Annotated in this window: 20 protein-coding genes, 1 pseudogene and 1 riboswitch; of the genes and pseudogenes, 12 read left to right on the top strand and 9 right to left on the bottom strand. The window is 60.0% G+C overall.

All coding sequences use genetic code 11. From position 1 onward, the window contains the following. Positions 1-18: 18 nt before the first annotated feature. The 4 genes from NVV72_01845 (at position 19) to NVV72_01830 (ending at position 2,307) form a co-directional block, all read left to right on the top strand. A complete protein-coding gene (locus NVV72_01845) occupies positions 19-864 on the top strand; it encodes an SDR family NAD(P)-dependent oxidoreductase (protein MCR6658129.1) in 846 nt (281 codons plus the stop codon). Further along, a complete protein-coding gene (locus NVV72_01840; GenBank protein MCR6658128.1) occupies positions 861-1,466 on the top strand; it encodes a TetR/AcrR family transcriptional regulator in 606 nt (201 codons plus the stop codon). Before NVV72_01845 ends, NVV72_01840 begins: the two co-directional genes overlap by 4 nt. 78 nt (positions 1,467-1,544) lie before the next feature. After that, positions 1,545-1,880, top strand: coding sequence for a metalloregulator ArsR/SmtB family transcription factor (locus NVV72_01835; GenBank protein ID MCR6658127.1), 336 nt, complete (start codon positions 1,545-1,547; stop codon positions 1,878-1,880). Next, positions 1,873-2,307: an SRPBCC domain-containing protein gene (locus NVV72_01830; protein ID MCR6658126.1), complete on the top strand. Its 435-nt coding sequence runs from the start codon at positions 1,873-1,875 to the stop codon at positions 2,305-2,307. Before NVV72_01835 ends, NVV72_01830 begins: the two co-directional genes overlap by 8 nt. A 28-nt stretch (positions 2,308-2,335) precedes the next feature. Here the strand turns inward: NVV72_01830 and NVV72_01825 are convergent, their stop codons facing one another. Then, complete coding sequence (locus NVV72_01825; protein ID MCR6658125.1) at positions 2,336-2,725, bottom strand: zinc-binding dehydrogenase; 390 nt, start codon at positions 2,723-2,725, stop codon at positions 2,336-2,338. Then, positions 2,620-3,306, bottom strand: a complete 687-nt coding sequence (locus NVV72_01820) for an alcohol dehydrogenase catalytic domain-containing protein (GenBank protein MCR6658124.1) — start codon at positions 3,304-3,306, stop codon at positions 2,620-2,622. The genes NVV72_01825 and NVV72_01820 overlap by 106 nt, the downstream gene beginning before the upstream one ends. 99 nt (positions 3,307-3,405) lie before the next feature. Between NVV72_01820 and NVV72_01815 the strand changes: the two genes are divergently transcribed. After that, positions 3,406-4,239 carry a LysR family transcriptional regulator gene (locus NVV72_01815; GenBank protein ID MCR6658123.1) on the top strand — a complete coding sequence of 278 codons (834 nt, stop codon included), beginning with the start codon at positions 3,406-3,408 and terminating at the stop codon, positions 4,237-4,239. Here NVV72_01815 and NVV72_01810 read toward each other — a convergent pair. The 4 genes from NVV72_01810 to efp all read right to left on the bottom strand — a co-directional run bounded on the left by NVV72_01810 (position 4,236) and on the right by efp (position 7,919). Beyond that, positions 4,236-5,204, bottom strand: coding sequence for an SMP-30/gluconolactonase/LRE family protein (locus NVV72_01810; protein MCR6658122.1), 969 nt, complete (start codon positions 5,202-5,204; stop codon positions 4,236-4,238). The genes NVV72_01815 and NVV72_01810 overlap by 4 nt on opposite strands. Before the next feature lie 89 nt (positions 5,205-5,293). Further along, positions 5,294-6,253, bottom strand: coding sequence for an SMP-30/gluconolactonase/LRE family protein (locus NVV72_01805; protein ID MCR6658121.1), 960 nt, complete (start codon positions 6,251-6,253; stop codon positions 5,294-5,296). A gap of 77 nt (positions 6,254-6,330) precedes the next feature. Further along, positions 6,331-7,134, bottom strand: coding sequence for an inositol monophosphatase (locus NVV72_01800; GenBank protein MCR6658120.1), 804 nt, complete (start codon positions 7,132-7,134; stop codon positions 6,331-6,333). A gap of 215 nt (positions 7,135-7,349) precedes the next feature. Further along, positions 7,350-7,919, bottom strand: a complete 570-nt coding sequence (gene efp / locus NVV72_01795) for an elongation factor P (protein ID MCR6658119.1) — start codon at positions 7,917-7,919, stop codon at positions 7,350-7,352. A 153-nt stretch (positions 7,920-8,072) separates the two neighbouring features. Then, a riboswitch (cobalamin riboswitch) is annotated at positions 8,073-8,268 on the top strand. Between the two features lie 96 nt (positions 8,269-8,364). Here efp and metE point away from each other — a divergent pair. Beyond that, the gene (metE, locus tag NVV72_01790) at positions 8,365-10,665 is read left to right on the top strand and encodes a 5-methyltetrahydropteroyltriglutamate--homocysteine S-methyltransferase (protein ID MCR6658118.1); all 2,301 of its coding nucleotides are present in this window, start codon (positions 8,365-8,367) and stop codon (positions 10,663-10,665) included. A 210-nt stretch (positions 10,666-10,875) separates the two neighbouring features. Then, positions 10,876-11,589 (top strand): hypothetical protein, encoded by a 714-nt coding sequence (locus NVV72_01785; GenBank protein ID MCR6658117.1) that lies wholly within the window; start codon positions 10,876-10,878, stop codon positions 11,587-11,589. Positions 11,590-11,743: 154 nt separating this feature from the next. Here NVV72_01785 and thiE read toward each other — a convergent pair whose 3' ends face one another. Then, the gene (gene thiE, locus NVV72_01780) at positions 11,744-12,385 is read right to left on the bottom strand and encodes a thiamine phosphate synthase (protein MCR6658116.1); all 642 of its coding nucleotides are present in this window, start codon (positions 12,383-12,385) and stop codon (positions 11,744-11,746) included. A 200-nt stretch (positions 12,386-12,585) separates the two neighbouring features. On the opposite strand from thiE, the gene NVV72_01775 reads away from it, so the two are divergent. From NVV72_01775 to NVV72_01755, 5 genes are all read left to right on the top strand, one after another. Next, positions 12,586-13,248: a glycine zipper 2TM domain-containing protein gene (locus NVV72_01775; protein ID MCR6658115.1), complete on the top strand. Its 663-nt coding sequence runs from the start codon at positions 12,586-12,588 to the stop codon at positions 13,246-13,248. 133 nt (positions 13,249-13,381) lie between these two features. Further along, positions 13,382-13,567 carry a (2Fe-2S)-binding protein gene (locus NVV72_01770; protein MCR6658114.1) on the top strand — a complete coding sequence of 62 codons (186 nt, stop codon included), beginning with the start codon at positions 13,382-13,384 and terminating at the stop codon, positions 13,565-13,567. Between the two features lie 142 nt (positions 13,568-13,709). After that, positions 13,710-14,195, top strand: coding sequence for a bacterioferritin (gene bfr / locus NVV72_01765; protein MCR6658113.1), 486 nt, complete (start codon positions 13,710-13,712; stop codon positions 14,193-14,195). Positions 14,196-14,283: 88 nt separating this feature from the next. Further along, positions 14,284-15,216, top strand: a complete 933-nt coding sequence (locus NVV72_01760; protein ID MCR6658112.1) for a methyltransferase — start codon at positions 14,284-14,286, stop codon at positions 15,214-15,216. Positions 15,217-15,334: 118 nt separating this feature from the next. After that, a complete protein-coding gene (locus tag NVV72_01755) occupies positions 15,335-16,489 on the top strand; it encodes an alpha/beta hydrolase (protein ID MCR6658111.1) in 1,155 nt (384 codons plus the stop codon). On the opposite strand, the pseudogene hisN reads toward NVV72_01755, so the two are convergent. Together hisN and NVV72_01745 are read right to left on the bottom strand one after the other, a co-directional pair. Next, positions 16,486-17,310: pseudogene (gene hisN / locus NVV72_01750) on the bottom strand (histidinol-phosphatase). The gene NVV72_01755 and the pseudogene hisN overlap by 4 nt on opposite strands. 186 nt (positions 17,311-17,496) lie before the next feature. Then, positions 17,497-17,880: a helix-turn-helix transcriptional regulator gene (locus NVV72_01745; protein MCR6658110.1), complete on the bottom strand. Its 384-nt coding sequence runs from the start codon at positions 17,878-17,880 to the stop codon at positions 17,497-17,499. Positions 17,881-17,888 lie beyond the last annotated feature (8 nt).

Below are 17,888 nucleotides of genomic sequence, written 5' to 3'. Positions count from 1 at the left end.
TCTGCGCCGGCTGAATCTATGCCTGCGCCAAAGCCCAGGGTCTGGTTCATTTCCAACCTGACGCGCGGCTTTGGCCTCGAACTGGTGCGCCAGGTTCTGGCGCGCGGCGACAAGGTTGTGGCCACCGCCGCCAATATCGACAAGGTGATCGAGGCGTTTCCAGATGGCGATGCCAGCCTGCTGGTACTCTCGCTCGATCTCGCCGATGCCGGCCAGGTGTCGTATGCCGTGGATCAGGCCGTGGCGCATTTTGGCGGCATCGATCTCCTGATCAATAATGCCAGCATGGGGGTTCTGGGTGCCATCGAAGAGGTTTCCGATGCGGAAGTGCTTCAGGCCGTCGAAGGCAATCTGCTGGGTGTTGTGCGCATGACTCGTGCTATTTTGCCGCAGATGCGCCGGCAGAGATCGGGCCAGATCGTCAATATGTCGACCTTCGCCATCACGGGCGAGGGGCCGGGCTGGGGCATTTACGCCGCCACCAAGTCGGCGATTGATGGCTTGTCGGAAGTGCTGGCCGAAGAGGTCGGGCCGCTCGGTATCGGCGTCACCCTGCTGGAGCCGGTGCCGTTTCGTTCGGATTTCATGATCGACTCGCTGATCGTGGGCCAGCGGGTGATCGACGACTATTATGACACCTCCGGCCGGACGCGCCGGCGCCAGGGTGTGCCGCTTGGCAATCCCGCCTGGTATCCGCTGGCCGGGGTCAGTTCGGTGATCGAGGCCCTGACGGCCGAAAAACCACCCCTGCGTCTGGTCTTGGGCCACAAGGGCTATTACAAGGCGTTGAAAAAGCTTGAAAGCCTGCGCCAGGAACATATGGCCTGGCACGATGTTTCCCTGGCGATGGACCATATTCTGTGACGACACCCGCGGCAAATGAACCGAAACGTAAACCCGGCCGCCCGCGCAGCCAGGCGGTGGAAGAGGCGGTGCTCCAGACCACGATCGATCTGCTGATCGAGGTGGGGCTCAAGGATATGACCATGGATGCCATCGCGGCGCGCGCCGGTGTCAGCAAGGCCACCCTCTATAAATGGTGGCCCAGCAAGCTCCACCTGGGACTGGATGCCTTGCTGAGTCGCGGCAAGGTGCAGGCCGTAGTGCCAGATACCGGTTCGGCGGTGGAAGATTTCGTCCTGAACGCCCAGGGGATTTCGCGCTTCTATACCGATCCAAAGATCGGCCCCTGCATCATGCAGCTTTGGGGGGAGTGCCTGAACTCGCCGGACCTGCTGGCGCTTTACCGGGAAAGGTTCCTCAGCCGGCGGCGTGCCGGCCTGCATGTCATCCACGAACGCGGCGTGGCGCGCGGCGATATAGACGGTTGCTATGGCGTCGAACTGGCGCTGGATATTATTTATGGCCCGCTTATCATGCGGCTCCTGACCGGGCACGGCCTGGTCAATGACCATGAGGTCGAGCAACTCGTCCGGGCGTCCTTTGCGGGCCTGATCCCGCGTTAAATCCATTCGACTGAAAATATTCATCCAAATGGTTGACTAATTCATTGCGTTCATATATTCAACTAAATGGGTGAATAAATGAACGACGATGATCTGTCACGCATACTGAAGGCCGTTGGCGATACCACGCGACGGCACATCCTCACGCTCCTTGTTCAGGAAGGGGCGATGAGAGTGACCGCGCTCGCCGCGCATTTCGACATGTCCCTCAATGCCGTCTCCAAGCACATCAAGGTGCTGGAGGAGGCCGGGCTTGTCACTCGCCAGACCTTGGGCCGCGAGCATTTCCTCACCGCGGCGCTCGAACCGCTGCGGCTGACTGAGAGCTGGTTCGGGCAACTGAAGTCGATCTGGGACCTGCGCCTGGCTGCGCTGGAAAACATACTCTTATCTAAGGAGAAACCTGATGAGTGAGCTTGAACTAACCGTAAACCGTACCATTGCCGCCCCGCGCGAGGCCGTATTCAATGCCTGGCTGTCGCCGGCGACCCTGGCGAAATTCATGCGCACGGCCGCCGATGGCGTGGAAGCTGCCCATGTCACGACCGATCCGGTCAAGGGCGGGCGTTTCAGGATCGTGATGGTCACGCCGGAGCGCGAAATCCCGCATTCCGGCACCTATCTGGAGGTATCGCCCCATACGCGGCTGTCCTTCACCTGGGAATCGCCGCATTCGCTCGATGACAGCGTGGTGACGATCGATTTCGCCGAGCCGGCGCCGGGCCAGACCGAGATTACGCTGAAACAGGTCAAGTTCCGCAGTGAAGACGCCCGCGACGGCCATATCAAGGGCTGGACAGCGATCCTCGGCTATCTGGCGGCGGACCTCGTTCCGGCCTGACCCCTTGGCCTGCCGGCAAGCGCACCATCTATATATCGATGATGACCTTGCCGGCCGGTTTGCCGGTGACGGCGGCATGGGCGGCGGTAACGTCCGCCAATCCAAACCGGCGCGGATCGAGGCGCGGTATTATCTGGCCCGCATTGACCAGTTGGGCGATGTCACGCAGGATATCGCCATGGTGTTTGCGGCCCTTGCCTGTCAGCAGGGGCAGCAGGGTGAAGACTGCCGAATAGGTGGCGGCCCGGAGGGAGAGCGGCGCCAGATTGTGCGCCTCGCGTCCCAGGGCGCTGGTGACGTGGCCGCGAACCTTCACCGCCTCGAAGGCCATGTCGATGGCCGGGCCGCCGACGGTATCATAGACGATATCGAAGCCTTCGCCGCCGGAATATTGCGCGACCAGGTCAGCGACCGGCATATCACGGTCAATCGGCGTGGCGCCGATCGAGGCCGGTAGTCGAAGTCCTTTCGGGAGGCCGTGGCGAACACCTTCGCGCCCATTGCCCGGGCGATTTGCACCGTCACATGGCCGACTCCGCCGGCGCCGCCCAGAACCAGGACCGTCTGGCCCGGCTGGAGGCGGGCGTGATCCACCAGCCCCTCCCAGGCCGTAATGACCACCAGAGGCAGGGCAGCGGCCTGACGAAAATCAAGCGCGGCGGGCTTCAGCGCCAGAAAATCCGCGTCGACGGCGGCATATTCCGCCTGGGAACCTTGAAGGCCGCCAATGCCCGTGGCCATGCCGTAAACCTCATCACCGGGCTTGAAGGCGGTGACGCCGTCACCGACGGTTTCCACCACGCCGGCCAGATCCATGCCGAGCACGGCCGGCAAGGGCTGGCGCGCATGGGCCGCGACTCCGGCGCGTATCTTGGTATCGAGTGGATTGACGCCGCTGGCTTTGATGCGCACGCGCACCTCTCCAGCTTTTGGTTCGGGCTTGGGCAAATCGGCAAGGGTGAAATCGGCCTGGGCTGCGGTGAGGAGGGCGGCGCGCATGACAGTATCCTTTCGTGAATGACGCCACTTTAATTCATGCAAATTTGATTTGAAATCGCTATTCATGCATAGTCGTCGTGCAAAATTGATTGAGGCGTCATGGACTGGAGTGACCTGAAAATCTTTCTGGCGGTTGCGCGCGCGGGCACGCTTGGCGCGGCCGCGCGACAAATCGGTCAGACCCAACCGACCCTGGGGCGTCGCCTGCGGGCGCTTGAAGGGGCTCTGGGGCAGAGCCTCTTTCAGCGCACGTCCGGCGGATTTGTCCTGACCGATGAAGGTCAGGCCGTGCTGGCTCATGCGGAACGGATGGAAGAGGAAGCGCTGGGCATAGCGCGCCAGGTCAGCGGCAAGCCGGATCGCCTGAGTGGCTTTCTGCGTTTGTCGGCTTCGGAATGGTTCGGCACCTATGTGCTCACGCCGATTCTGGCTGAATTCAGCCGCCGGCATCCCGATGTAACGATCGAACTGGTAACCGATACGCGGCTTTACAGCCTGTCGCGGCGCGAAGCCGACCTGGTTTTCCGCATCGGCGCGTTTGATGAGCCCGACATCAGGCAACGCCGGCTGCTGGTCCAGACCTATGACGTCTACAAAAAAGCGGGCAGCGATCACCGCGACATGGGGCTGATCCTGATGGATACGGCTCTGGACCATATGCCTGATGTCGCCTGGCTCAAGGCGAGGCGACCAGACGCGCCGGTCATATTCCGCAGTAACAACCGCGAAGCCCAGGCACGTATGTGCCGGATGGGAGCCGGGCTTGCGGTCCTGCCGCGCCGTCTCGCGGCGCAAATCGAGGGGCTGGAGACGGTTGACCTGGGCGAGGTGCCACCGCCACGAAACCTGTATTTCGGCTATCACCGCGACCTGGGGAAACTGGCGCGGCTGCGGGCGCTGGTGCAACTTGTGACCGAGCGTTTAAGCGATTAGCCCGCGAAAGCGTTGGTCGGCGCGCCCTTGTGGCCGCGCAGCAGCGCCACAGGCACCTCGAACAGCGTGCCGGCCAGCCGGTCATCGGCAGCCACGGGGGGCTGGGCGGCGGTGGTGATGAACATTCGGTCGAGATTCGGACCGGCGAAGGTCAGGCTGGTAACCTGTTTCGCCGGCACCCTGATATCGAAATCAAGCTGGCCATCCGGCGTATAGCGGCTGACCCGGCCGCCGCCATAATGTGCCACCCACAGGCCGTTATCGGCGTCCACCCTCATGCCGTCGGGCAGGCCGGCATCTTCGGAAAACCGGGTGAAAATACGTTTGCCGGAAAGCGATCCGTCCGTAGCCAGATCAAAAACGTAGATGATGCGTTCACCGGTTTCGTTGTGATACATATGCCGGCCGTCGTGCGAGAATGCCGGGCCATTGGTGCAGATATAGGGGGCGTCCATCAGGCGAACGCTCAGGTCGGTATCGATGCGATAGAGAGCGGCATCCCTTTTCTTGAAGGGCATGTGCATGGTGCCGGTCCATATTCTGCCCTTGGCGTCGACCTTGGCGTCATTCAGCCGGTTTTCTGTTTTATCGGCCTCGATCGTGAAAAGCGGCGTCAGCAGAAAGGGGTTAAGCGTAAGGGTGTAGACCGTGCGCAGAATAGCGACCAGGAAACCGCCTTTTTCCCGCAATACGACCCAGTCCATCAGGCCCGGCATTGTCCAGGACTTTGTGCTGGCATCCGTCAATGACAGGGCGTGAAGCGTTTTGCCGCGAATATCGACCCAGTAAAGGGTGTTATCCCGTGCCGACCACAAGGGTTCATCCGCGAGGATCGCGCCTGGCGGGGAACGGCGAATGAGCGCGGGCGCATTGTCCAGTGTGGGCAAGGCGAGGGCAGTCAATCCAATGGCGCCTCCGGCGGCTGCGCCCGAAATCAATACGCTACGACGGGTAATCTTCATCATTTCATCATTCTGCAACGCGAATGAATTGGCACTTTACCAACTGAGTCGGCAAGCTGTTTCCCCAATCAGGAATGAGGTTTCCGCCTGATCTATCCCGCGAAGGCGTTGGTCGGCAGCCCCTTATGGCCGCGCAGAAGGGCTTTCGGAATTTCCCACAATGTGCCGGCGTGCGGGTCATCGGTATCGACTGGCGGCTGGGCTGCGGAGGTGATGAACAGGCGGTCGAGATCCGGGCCGGCGAAGGTTAGGCTGGTGACCTGTTTTGCCGGGATCATGATATCGAAATCGAGCTGGCCATCAGGCGTATAGCGGCTGATGCGGCTGCCGCCGTAATGCGCCACCCAGACACCGTCATCGGCGTCGGTGGTAATGCCGTCCGGCAAGCCGACGCCTTCGGCAAATTTCGCAAAAACATGGCGGTTGGAAAGGGATCCATCCGCCAGCACATCGAAAGCATAGACGAAGCCTTCGCTGGTTTCGTTATGGTAAAGCGTCCGACCGTCCTTCGAGAAAGCTGGGCCATTGGTGCAGAGGTAGGGGGCATCGACTTGATGGATGCTCAGGTCGGTATCGATGCGATAGAAGGCGGCGGTCTTTTCCTTGAACGGCATATGCATGGTGCCGGTCCACAGCCGACCTTTCGCATCCACCTTGGCGTCGTTCAGACGGTTGTCGGTCTTGTCGGCTTCGATGGTAAACAGCGGGGTCAGGCTGAAGGGATCGAGCGTCAGGGCATGGACGGTACGCAGGATGGCGACCAGGAAGCCGCCTGATTTCCGCAGCACGATCCAGTCGATCAGGTCGGGCATGTCCCAGCTTTGAGCGCTGTTGTCGCTCAGTCTCAGGGCATTCAGTTTCTTGCCCCGGATATCGACCCAGTAAACGGTATTGTCAGCCGCGGACCACAGGGGGCCTTCGCCGAGAATGGCGCCCCCGGAAGAGCGGGCAATCGGCGTGTCTTCGGCATGTGCCAAGGTGGGGAGAGCAAAGGCAGGCAGGGCAAAGGCGGCCGCGCCGGCGGCCAAAGCAAAACGGCGGGTGATTCCCATGGTATCCTCTCTGTTTTTGCAGAGTAGTTGCCGGAAATCGTCCGCCGTCAAGTTATTTCATTTGTAATATCAATAGGCTATTTGGCCAGGTGCAGCTTTTCCAGCAGCAGCGGATAAAGCTCCAGATTGCCGCAGATAAGGTCGCCGGTGAGGAGCGGGCTGCGCTCGTCATTGTCGATCGCGCCGAACTTGCCGCCGGCTTCATGGATGAACAGCAGGCCGGCCGCCATGTCCCACGGCTTCAGGCCGCGTTCCCAGAACGCGTCAAGCTGACCCGCCGCTACCCAGGCGAGATCCAGAGAGGCGGCGCCGTTGCGGCGGATGCCGACCGTGCGCTGCATGATCTGGTGCAGTTCCTTGAGCGCCTGGGCATGGCCTGCCTTGCCAATAAAGGGCAGGCCGGTGCCGATCAGGGCATCATCCAGCGTTTTGCGGCCGGAGACGCGCAGGCGGCGGTCGTTGTGATAGGCGCCCTTGCCCTTTTCGGCCCAGTAGAGGTCGTTGGTCACCGGATTGAAGGTGACGCCGGCGACGATTTCGTTTTCACGTTCCAGGGCGATGGTGCAGGCGAAATGCGGAATGCCGTGCATGAAATTGGTGGTGCCGTCGATGGGATCGACGATCCAGCGGTGGGTCTTGTCGGTGCCGATGACCTCGCCGGATTCTTCGCCCAGGAAACCATAGCCGGGGCGAACGCGCAGCAGTTCTTCCTTAAGGGCGGCCTCGACACGCTTGTCGGCGGCGGTGACGAAATCACCGGGGCCCTTCTTCGAGACCTGCAATTCGGTGATCTCACCGAAGTCGCGGGCCACGCCCTTGCAGGCCTTGCGCACGGCGCCGACCATAACCTGAATGAGAGAGGATTGAAGTACGGTCACCATGGGAAGGGCCTTTAAAGGGGATTTACAATTTAATCTCCTCCCCATTTCTCAAATGGGGAGGTGGCACGGCGCTCGCCCTCTTGAGCGAAGTCCGCGACGGAGGGGTAATAATGCCGAATTCAAAAAGCCCCCTCCGTCAGCGACACCAGCCCTCCGGGCTTCGCGCTGTCACCTCCCCCGCTTTGCAGGGGAGGATAAAGGGGGCGCAATCTGTATTAATCAGCTCTTTTCATATATTCGCCGGTCTCGGTCGAGACGACGATGCGTTCGCCCACGCCCATGAACGGCGGGATCATGACGCGCATACCGTTGCTGGCCTTGGCCGGCTTGTAGGAGGAAGAGGCGGTCTGGCCCTTGATGGTCGGCTCGGTTTCCATCACTTCCAGAACGACCGTATCCGGCAGGGTCATGCCGATGGCGCGTTCTTCGTGGAATTCGATGGTGACGATCATGCCGTCGTGCAGGTACTGGACCTGGTCTTCACCAACCCAGTCCTTGCTGAGGCTGATCTGCTCGTAATTGTTCTGGTCCATGAAAACGAGCATGTCGCCGTCTTCGTAGAGGTAGGAGTGCTCGCGCTGTTCCAGCGTGACGCGCTCGACGGTTTCTTCCGAACGCAGGCGCTCGTTGAGCTTGGTGCCGGTGATCAGGTTCTTCAGTTCGACCTGCGCGAAGGCGCCGCCCTTGCCGGGCTTGACGTGTTCGGTCTTGACCACGGTCCACAGACCGTTCTGATATTCGAGCACCTGACCGGGCTTGATCTGGTTGGCGTTGATTTTCGGCATGGATACAACTTGTCAATTTCGTTTGAGTTGGCGGCGTTCCTACTCGGAATGGCGGTCAAAGGCAAGGGGGGCGGCCATCCCGTCTCTTTTGACAATTATATAATCATATAAAGATATCTTTATATCTTTATTGACTCTGTCAAAATGAGGCGCTAACCTCCCTATGACTGAGGTCTGCCGTCGCATTCGTGTGCCGGGAGCTAAGAGGGAAGCCGGTTTAAATCCGGCGCTGTTCCCGCAACTGTAAGCGCGGAGTTCCGAGCCAAAATCCACTGGGTGACAGCCTGGGAAGGTGGTTCGGCGCATTGAGGCGCAAGCCAGGAGACCTGCCCCAGTTCTCATATTCACCACGGGCGGGGTTTCCAGTGGGCGCAGGCGACGGGTTCAGGCCTGGCTGTATCCTTGTGCCCGATAAACCCTTGCTCCCTGTTTTCGGGATCAAGACATGACCATCATCCAAACCGCCAATCTCGGTTTTCCGCGGATCGGCAAGCGGCGCGAACTGAAGACCGCGCTGGAAGCCTTCTGGTCGGGCAAGAGCGACCAGGCCGCCCTGCTTGAAACGGCGGCGACTTTGCGGGCGCGCAATTGGCAACGCCAGAAAGACCTTGGCATCGATATCCTGCCGTCGAACGACTTCTCGCTTTATGATCATCTGCTCGATACGGCCTTTATGGTTGGGGCCATTCCGGAGACCTACAGGGCAGGCAGTGATCTTGATACTTATTTCCGCATGGCGCGCGGCGCCGGCGAGGTCTCGGCCTGCGGGCATAATCACAGCAGTGTCACGGCGCTGGAAATGACCAAGTGGTTCAATACCAACTATCATGTACTGGTTAGCGAACTGAAGCCGAACCAGAGTTTTGAACTGACGCATAACAAACCACTGGCTGACTATAACGAAGCGAAGGCGCTGGGCCACCAGACCCGCCCGGTGCTGGTCGGACCGGTGACCTTCCTGGCCTTGTCCAAGCCGGCGATCGGCGGATTCAATACGCTCAGCCTGTTGCCGCGTCTTCTGCCGGTCTATGCCGAGGTGTTGCGGTCCCTGCGCGATGCCGGCGCCGGCTGGGCGCAGATCGATGAGCCGGTGCTGGCGAATGCGCCGGGTGGCCAGGTAGCCCTGGCCCTCACGGAAGCCTATGCCCATCTGGCGCGTGAAGTGCCGGGGCTCAAGCTGATGCTGACCAGCTATTTCGATGTCCATGATGCCAACCTCGACCTGGCCTTTTCCCTGCCGGTGACGGGGGTGCATGTCGATCTGACCGTCCGCCCGGACGTTCTGGAAAAGCTGCCGGTGCTGGCGGGCGACAAGACGGTGTCTTTGGGTGTGATCGATGGCCGCAACATCTGGAGAACCGATCTGAATGCGCTGTTGGCGCGCCTGAAACCGGTGGTGAGCCAGCTTGAACGGGTAATCCTGGCGCCGTCCTGTTCGCTGCTGCATGTGCCGATTGACCTGGCACAGGAAGAAAAGCTGGATGCCGACCTTAAATCCTGGCTGGCCTTTGCCGAGCAAAAGCTGGAGGAGTTGGCAGTTCTGAAAGCTGCGCTGTCGGGCGAAAATGTCGGCGCGCAACTCGCGGAAAACGCCGCCGCCATCGCCGCGCGCAAGACCTCCCCGCGCATCCATAATCTGGCGGTGGCCGGACGCGTGGCCAGCCTGACGCCGCCGATGTCGGAACGCCAAAGCCCGTTTGCTGAGCGCATTCTGAAACAGCGCAAGCGCCTGAGCCTGCCGCTTTACCCGACCACGACCATCGGTTCCTTTCCGCAGACGGCCGAGGTCCGCGCCGCGCGTTTGCAGCACGGCAAGGGACAACTCAGCGATACCGATTATGATGCCTTCCTGAAAACAGAGACCGAAAAAGCCATACGCTGGCAGGAAGAGATCGGGCTTGATGTGCTGGTGCATGGCGAATTCGAGCGCAACGACATGGTGCAGTATTTTGCCGAACAGCTTGAGGGCTATGCCTTTACGCAAGCCGGCTGGGTGCAGTCCTACGGATCGCGCTATGTCCGGCCGCCGGTCATTTTCGGCGATGTGTCGCGCCCCAGGCCGATGACGGTGGCGTGGGCGGTTTATGCCCAATCTATTACTTCCAAGGTGGTGAAGGGGATGCTGACCGGCCCGGTGACCATGCTGCAATGGGCTTTTGTGCGCGATGACCTGCCGCGCGGAACGGTGTGCCGCCAGATCGCGCTCGCCATCCGCGATGAGGTGCTAGATCTCGAAGCCGCTGGTATCCGCATCATTCAGATCGACGAGGCCGCCTTCCGCGAGGGCCTGCCGATCGATCCGGCGGGGTGGCCGTCCTATCTCGACTGGGCGGTGGAGTGCTTCCGCATCGCCTCCGCCGGCGTGGCGGACGAGACCCAGATCCACACCCACATGTGTTATTCGGAATTCAATGATATCATCCGGGCGATCGCCGCCATGGATGCCGATGTAATCTCGATCGAGACTTCGCGCTCGAACATGGAACTGCTGGAAGCCTTTATCGACTTCAAATACCCGAACGAGGTCGGGCCCGGCGTCTATGACATCCACAGCCCGCGCGTGCCGGAAACCGAAGAGATGGTGCGCCTGCTGGCCAGGGCGGCGCAACGCCTGAAGCCGGAACAGATCTGGGTCAATCCCGATTGCGGCCTCAAGACGCGCGGCTGGGCCGAAACGAGGCCCGCGCTGGAGCGCCTGGTGGAAGCCGCGAAAGCCATGCGCGCCACCCAGCCGGTTTGGGTGTAACGGAAAGTGTAAGGGGAGCCACAGATTTCACAGATGGGCATAGATATTCATTGCGTGGATAGATATTTCAATTGTCGTAACATAGGGGCGCGCAGCGCCATCTGTGGTCATCTGTGAAATCTGTGGCTCCCCTTCAAACTTTTGGGTCCAAACGCAGATAGACGCCGGGCTCGCTCGACGTTAAGCTGTTAAGGAACAGGGGAGGGCATCATGAAATCGAAGATCGTAGTGGCCAGTCTGGCGGTGATCATGCTGGCGGGCTGTTCGCCGCGTGGCCCGTCTGAAACGCCCGCCTCATCTGAAGCGGCATCTGAGGCAATGGCAGTCTCAAGCCTGGCGCCGGCGGACTATACGTCTCTGGCCAATGTCATGACCTGCGACTGGCCGGTGAAGAAGACGGACACCGCAGAAAGCCTGCTGGCCACCTACAAAAGCTATGCCCAGGTGACCGATATTCCAGGCGCCGAAGGCATCACGCAAAAAGGCGTGGTGCTTTATGGTAATGACCCGCGCCGCCGCGTGGAGGTTTTCTTCTATGATGATGCCTTAACCGAGGTGTCAACCGTGCTGATCCGCAGCGACTCGCAATGGTCTGGCCCTGGCGGCCTGCATCTCGACAGCAGCCTGGCTGAGGTCGAAGCGGCGAACGAAAAGCCGTTCAAGCTCGGTGGTTTTGACTGGGATTATGGCGGTTATGTCAGCGACTTCAATCGCGGCAAGCTGGCGAAAATCAAGGGGAAATGCACCTTTGGTGTGCGCTTCGGAATCCCGGATAATGGCGGGCCCGTGGCGGAGTCGATTGAAGGGGAGAAGACGCTGGTTTCGACCGATCCGGCGGTTATTGCGGCAAGGCCTGTCGTGCAGGCATTATCTATCGGTTGGCCGAAGCCTGAGGCGCCGACAGAGGACGATACCGATCAGTAGGACAGCAGGCCGGCCGCCAGCACCAGGCCGGCGACAAAGAAAAAGCCCAGGGCCGCGAAGGCGACCGTATATTTGAGTTTGTAATCCATTCATGGCCCCCACCAGTTCGGGCGCACCATGCCATATTTCCGGAATATGCCAAGTTACAACCCTGTCAGGTTGCAGAAATCGCCGCCAGAAGCGCTTTTACACCTGCCGCCGCGCCTTGCGGATGGTTCCACACCGCGCCAGAGACCGCGATGAAATCTGCACCGGCTGCAGCCACTTCACCGGCATTTTCCGCTGTGATGCCGCCGATGGCGACGCAGGGAATTTCGACCATTTCCTGCCATATGGTCAGGGTTTCCAGATCGGCCATGTGCTCGACCGTCTTGGTCGTGGTCGGGTAAAAGGCACCAAAGGCGACATAGTCGGCGCCGGCCTCGGCGGCATCCATGGCCAGGTCGCGGCTGTTATGGCAGGTGACGCCGATCATGGCCTCCTTGCCCAGCAGGGCGCGGGCCTCCTTCAGCGGCATGTCCGACTGGCCGATATGGGCGCCATCAAGCTTCAGTGATTTCACCAGTTGCACGCGATCGTTCATCAGTACGGCCACGCCCCGGCTTTGCGCGATCGGCGCGATGACCTTTGTCGCCGCGATCAGATCGTAGTCATTGATATCCTTCAGGCGGATCTGCAGGGCGGCGACATCCCCGGCATCGAGCGCTGCTTCCAGTTCGCGTACAAAGGCGTCGACATCGGGAATAACGGGCGGCGTTATGAGATAGAGGCGGGTGGTGAAGGCGTTTTCTGACATAGGCGGTGTTTGGCCGAAATTGGGCGTAAACGCAAGATTGAAGTCGGGAAAAGGCGTTTGGGAACAAGGAAAAGCTAAAGGTGACGCCTTACCTGCATTTTACGTCAGGCAATGCCTTCCAGATGGTTTTACCGCCATCGATGCCTAGAATGGCGGACATCTGGCGGGCGGCAGAAACAGGCACGAACGGAGAGTATCTTATGACCTTCAATACCAAAACAATGACGGCGGGGGCCGCGATTATCCTGGCCCTGACTGCCGGCGCGCCTTTGGCGGCGCAGGCTCAGACCCAATATGACGGTTATTGCTACGTCAAGAAAGGCTCTAACACCACGGGCACGGTGGTCGGTGCGGTTGCCGGTGGCGCGCTCGGCAGCCAGGTATCCAAGAACGAAAAGGGCCTCGGCACCATCGCCGGCGCGGTTCTGGGTGGCGTGATCGGCAACAAGGTCGACAAGAGCAACGACACCTGCCTGAACGGCGAATACTATTCCTATCAGAATGGCTCTTATTCGCCGGCCTATGCGCCGGAGGGGTATAATGTCGTCTATTACAAGTCGCGGCCGAACGCCAAGATGTACAGCACGGTCTATTATGATGCCGAGCGCCACACCAGCGCGAACTATGGCTATAACGGCAGCTACAACAATGGCGGCTATGCCTATAATTCCGGTGGCTATTCTGGTGTCCAGGGCTGGCGCGATGACAACGGCACCTGGCATGAAGGCCGTCCGGCCGCCTTTGGCTGGAAGGACAGCCGCGGCAAGTGGCATGAGGGCCAGCTTCAGACCTATGGCTACAAGGACAGCAGCGGCCGCTGGCGTGAAAGCAGTGCCCCGTCATACGGGTACAACAATAACTAAGCCGACCTCACGAGCCCTTCGGAACTTTTCGGAGGGTTCATTTTTTGCACGGATTTTGATGCGAATGACTTGCAATCGAACTGTTGGCGTGTTATTTGAGACGCATTCGCATTGTCAGCAGCCTGAGTTTACCGTGTACATCTGTAACTGTAACGCCATCCGCGAACGTGACGCCCATGCCGCCATCGAGTCGGGCGCCTGCACGGTCAAGGCGGTTTTCGACCACTGCCAGACGCGTCCACAATGCGCCAAGTGCGTCTGCGATATCCGCGAGATGATCGACAATGCTCAGATCACCATGGCCATGGCTGCGGAATAGTATTTAAATTCCATCGTTTATGTGTGCGACTAAATCCTATTTTCATTCGCACAAGTTTTTGTTTTAATTAAAAAAATGTCTTCACAGCGGTGATTTGCCGCGATAGGATGCGCGCTGATCAATCCGCAGGCAGGAGCGCGCCATGAAGGGCCAACCCGAAATCATCAAGCTGTTGAACAAGGTGCTCACCAATGAGCTGACCGCCGTCAACCAGTACTTCCTGCACGCCCGCATGATCGAAAACTGGGGCATGTATCACCTCGGTCGCATCGTCTATAAAGAGTCGATCGAGGAGATGAAGCACGCCGACCTGCTGATCAAGCGCATCCTGTTTCTCGACGGCCTGCCAAATCTGCAGGATCTCAACAAGCTGAAGATCGGCGAAAACATCACCGAATGCCTGACGGCCGACCTTGCGGTAGAGACCGGCGGCCACGCCACACTGGTAGCCGGTGTGAAATACTGTGACGATCACATGGATTATGTCAGCCGCGAACTGCTGCGCCGCATCCTGGAAGATACCGAGCACCATATCGACTTCCTGGAAACCCAGCTCGGCCTGATCAAACTGATGGGCGAGGCGAACTATATCCAGAGCGCTATGAAGGAAATCGAGGGCGAGGGTTAACAAACCCCTAAATGAGCTTTGACCTTTTCGGGTGAACCTCCTAACGTGCCGCGGCAAATCGCATTGATGAAGTGAGCGGACGGGTCTTTTGAGCGTTTATAGTCGCAGAGCCTTTACCAGGCTGGGTTTGGCCGGCGTGTTCGCGCTGGGCGGCTCAGGGCTTGCGGCCTGCGGACGCAAGCGGGACGACGATGTGGTAATAGATCCCGATGCCGATACGGCCACGCCCATAGACCCCAAGCTGGCAGCGCAGGAAGGCACGCTGGAGTGGGCGGTCAGCGGCAACTGGCGCAATGCGGTTGACAAGGGCCGCGACAAATACCGCCATCCCGTCGAGATGCTGACCTTCTTCGAGATCAAGCCGAAGGATACGGTGATCGATATGTGGCCGGGTGCCGGCTATATGACCGAAATCCTGGCGCCCTACCTAAACAAGGGCAAGGGCCAGTATATAGCCGCCCTGATCGAGGCCGGACCTGTGCCGGAAGAGGCGGCCGCTTCCCTTGAGGCCAAGTACCGGGCGCATTTCGACGCCGACAAAAAGCGTTATGGCGAATTGACCTATGCCGCCTTCGGCGAGACCAGTGGTGCGCTGGCGGAGGCCGACAGCGTTGATTGCGTCCTGTTCCTGTTGGTCATCCATGACTGGATCGCCAAGGGCATCGCCGAAAAGGCTTTCGCGGATGCCTTTGCCGCGCTCAGGCCCGGTGGTATTCTGGGGGTGGAGCAGCACCGCGCCGATATCGGCAATGTGCAGGATCCTGGCGCCACCACGGGTTATGTTCAGGAACCCCTGGTCAAGCAGATGGCGGCGGAGGCCGGCTTCCAGTTCGTGAATGAGAGCGAGATGAATGCCAACCCGAAGGACGACAAGGATCACCCGTTCGGGGTGTGGACTTTGCCGCCTCAGAGATTGACAGCACCCCGCGGACAGGCGCCTAATCCGGAATTCGACGGCAGCCTGTACGAATCGATTGGCGAGAGCGACCGCATGACGCTCAAGTTCAGGAAGCCGCAGTAACTGGATCAACCGCTTTAATGCAAGCAAAACGGTTGCTCCAAGTTTTTGTTTGTCGCGCAATTTATCCGAAAAGTGGTATCCACTTTATCGGATTGCGCTGTGTGGGGAAGTTATAACCGTGAGCCGTATCGCCGCCCTTTCAACCAGCGCACCGCTGATGTTCACGCCGGAATCGCGCGTGCCCGAAGGCGGGGTGGGCGAATGGTACCGCGGCGCCGGAGGCCTGCGTCTGCGGCTGGGCTTCTGGCAGCCGGTCAGGCCGGCGCGAGGCACGGTATTCATTTCGCCAGGACGTTCCGAACCGATTGAAAAATATTACGAAATCATCCGCGATCTGATGGCGCGCGATTTCTGCGTGGTGGCGCATGACTGGCGGGGGCAGGGCCTTTCGGCCCGGCTGCTGCCCGACCGCCTGAAATGCCATGCCCGTTCGGCGGACGAGTTCCTCGACGACTATCAGCGCCTGCTCGATACCTTTGAAGACCGGGCGCCCCGGCCCTGGCTCATGCTCGGCCATTCGATGGGGGCGGCGCTCAATCTCGCTACCCTGGCCAAGGGCGAGCAGCGCATTTCCGGCGCCTTTTTCACCAATCCGATGCTGCGCGTCAAAACCGGCAAGCATTCGCTGTGGTCGGTCAATTTCCAGGTCAACTGGCAAGTCAATCATGGTAGGGGCACGGACTATGTGCCGGAACTGTTCGATGATCCGTTCATGCACACCTTTGAGGAAGATGCCCTGACTCACGACCGCGAGCGTTACGCGGTGTGGCACGAACAGTTATTCGCCTGTCCCCATCTGGCGGTGGGTTCCCCAACCTGGGGCTGGCTGCAATTTGCCCTGAAGCTGGGCGAGGGGCTTTTGCTCGATAAGGCCAAGGTGCTGAAAAAGCTCAAGCTTCCGATCAGCATCGTGTGTTCGGGCGATGACCATGTCATCAATAAGCAGCCGTCCAAAACCTTCGCCAAGAAGCTGGGCAAGGGGCAGTATCTGGAGATCGCCGGCGCCGAGCATGAGGTGCTGATCGAGATTGATGACTACCGCCGCCAGGCAATGGCCGAGTTCGATGAACTGGCTGATTTCGCGGCGCCCCGCGGTATCAGCCACCATATGCATGTACAGGATAATCATGCCGGCGTCGGCATGGGGCTGATGGCTGCCGATATCGCCGAGGTGGCTTCGGAATTGCCCGAAGGCATTTCGCCGGAAAGCCTGATCGCGGAAGAAGAAATCCTGCCGGACGTGCCCGATCCGGAAGGCCAAAAAAGCGCTTAACTCGCTGCCGGCCTGAGGTGCGTCAAAGCCTGATCGAGCAGGGCTTGCGAGCCGGCGGCGATCACCTGGCCGGCTTCCGGTCCCACTGCCGTGCCATGCCAGTTGCTGACCGTCCCGCCGGCATTTTCGATTACCGGAATGATGGCTTCAATATCCCAGGGCTTGAGACCGGTTTCGAGCGCGATATCCATCGTGCCGGCCGCCACCATGGCGAAGGCGTAGGCGTCGCAGCCATAGCGGACCAGTTTTGTGGCCTGGCGAAGGGCCGTATAGGCGGCGACTTCATCACCGGCATAGAGATGCGGATCGGTGGTGCCGATCACCGCGTTGGCGAGGTCCGGGCAGGTGCGCACGGCTAATGATGTGCTGCCTTGTGGCGTCACCAAGCGCGATCCCAGAGGCGAGCCGAGATAGACCTCCTGAAGCACCGGCTGGGCGATCAGGCCGAGCACGGGGCGTCCCCTGGTGACGCAGGCCGATCAGGGTCGTCCATAGAGGCAGGCCCGAAATGAAGGCGCGGGTGCCATCGACCGGATCGAGCACCCAGACATAGTCGGCATCGGCGTTTTCACTGCCATATTCCTCGCCGATAATGCCGTGAGCGGGATAGTGCTGGTTTATCAGGGCGCGGACGGCGCGTTCGGCACCCTTGTCGGCCTCGGTCACCGGGTCGAAATGGACATCGGCGCGGCTGGCATTGCCCTTGTTGATTTCGCTTAAATCCCGGTGGCGGAACAGGGGGACGGCGACAGCGGCGGCGGCGGCGGCCGGTCGAGCGCGAAGGCTTCAAGGACGGCGAAATCGGGGGTGCTTTCTGACATGAAACCCGCATAGCCTGAGCAGCCATGCGGGTCCAGATGTTTGTGCGGGTATTCCAAGGAGAAGAAAGAAGCCCCACCACCACGCGCTGAAGAAGCGCGCGGTCCCCCTCCCCATCAAAGATGGGGAGGTACAAGAAAGACAGGCTCCAAAATTCATACAAGAATCAAGCCATGTAAGCCAAAGGCTTAAGCCGCCTGTTCGTTGTCACCATTGAGCGACTTCGCCAAGTCCAGCAGACGGCGGCGCGGGCGCTCCGACAGGCGGTAATAGGCCTGGATCAGGTCGAGCGTTTCCTTGCGCGAGAACACTTCGATGCCTTCGTTATTGACGGCAGCCACTTCGGTCTTGTCGTCGGACAGGCCGTCGTAGAAATAGTTGATCGGCGTTTCCAGCGCCTTGGCGAGTTGGAACAGGCGGGCGGCCGAGATGCGGTTGGCGCCGCATTCGTACTTCTGGATTTGCTGGAAGCGGATGCCGACCGCCAGCGCGAGTTGTTGTTGCGTCAAACCGAGCAGACGGCGGCGGCGACGCAGACGCTTACCCAGGTGCAGATCGATATCGGTGGCCATGATTGGAA

Source organism: Asticcacaulis sp., assembly GCA_024707255.1.
Lineage (GTDB): Bacteria > Pseudomonadota > Alphaproteobacteria > Caulobacterales > Caulobacteraceae > Asticcacaulis.
Note: the sequence above shows the minus strand (reverse complement) of the source record. Positions and strands in the feature narration are given on the sequence as shown.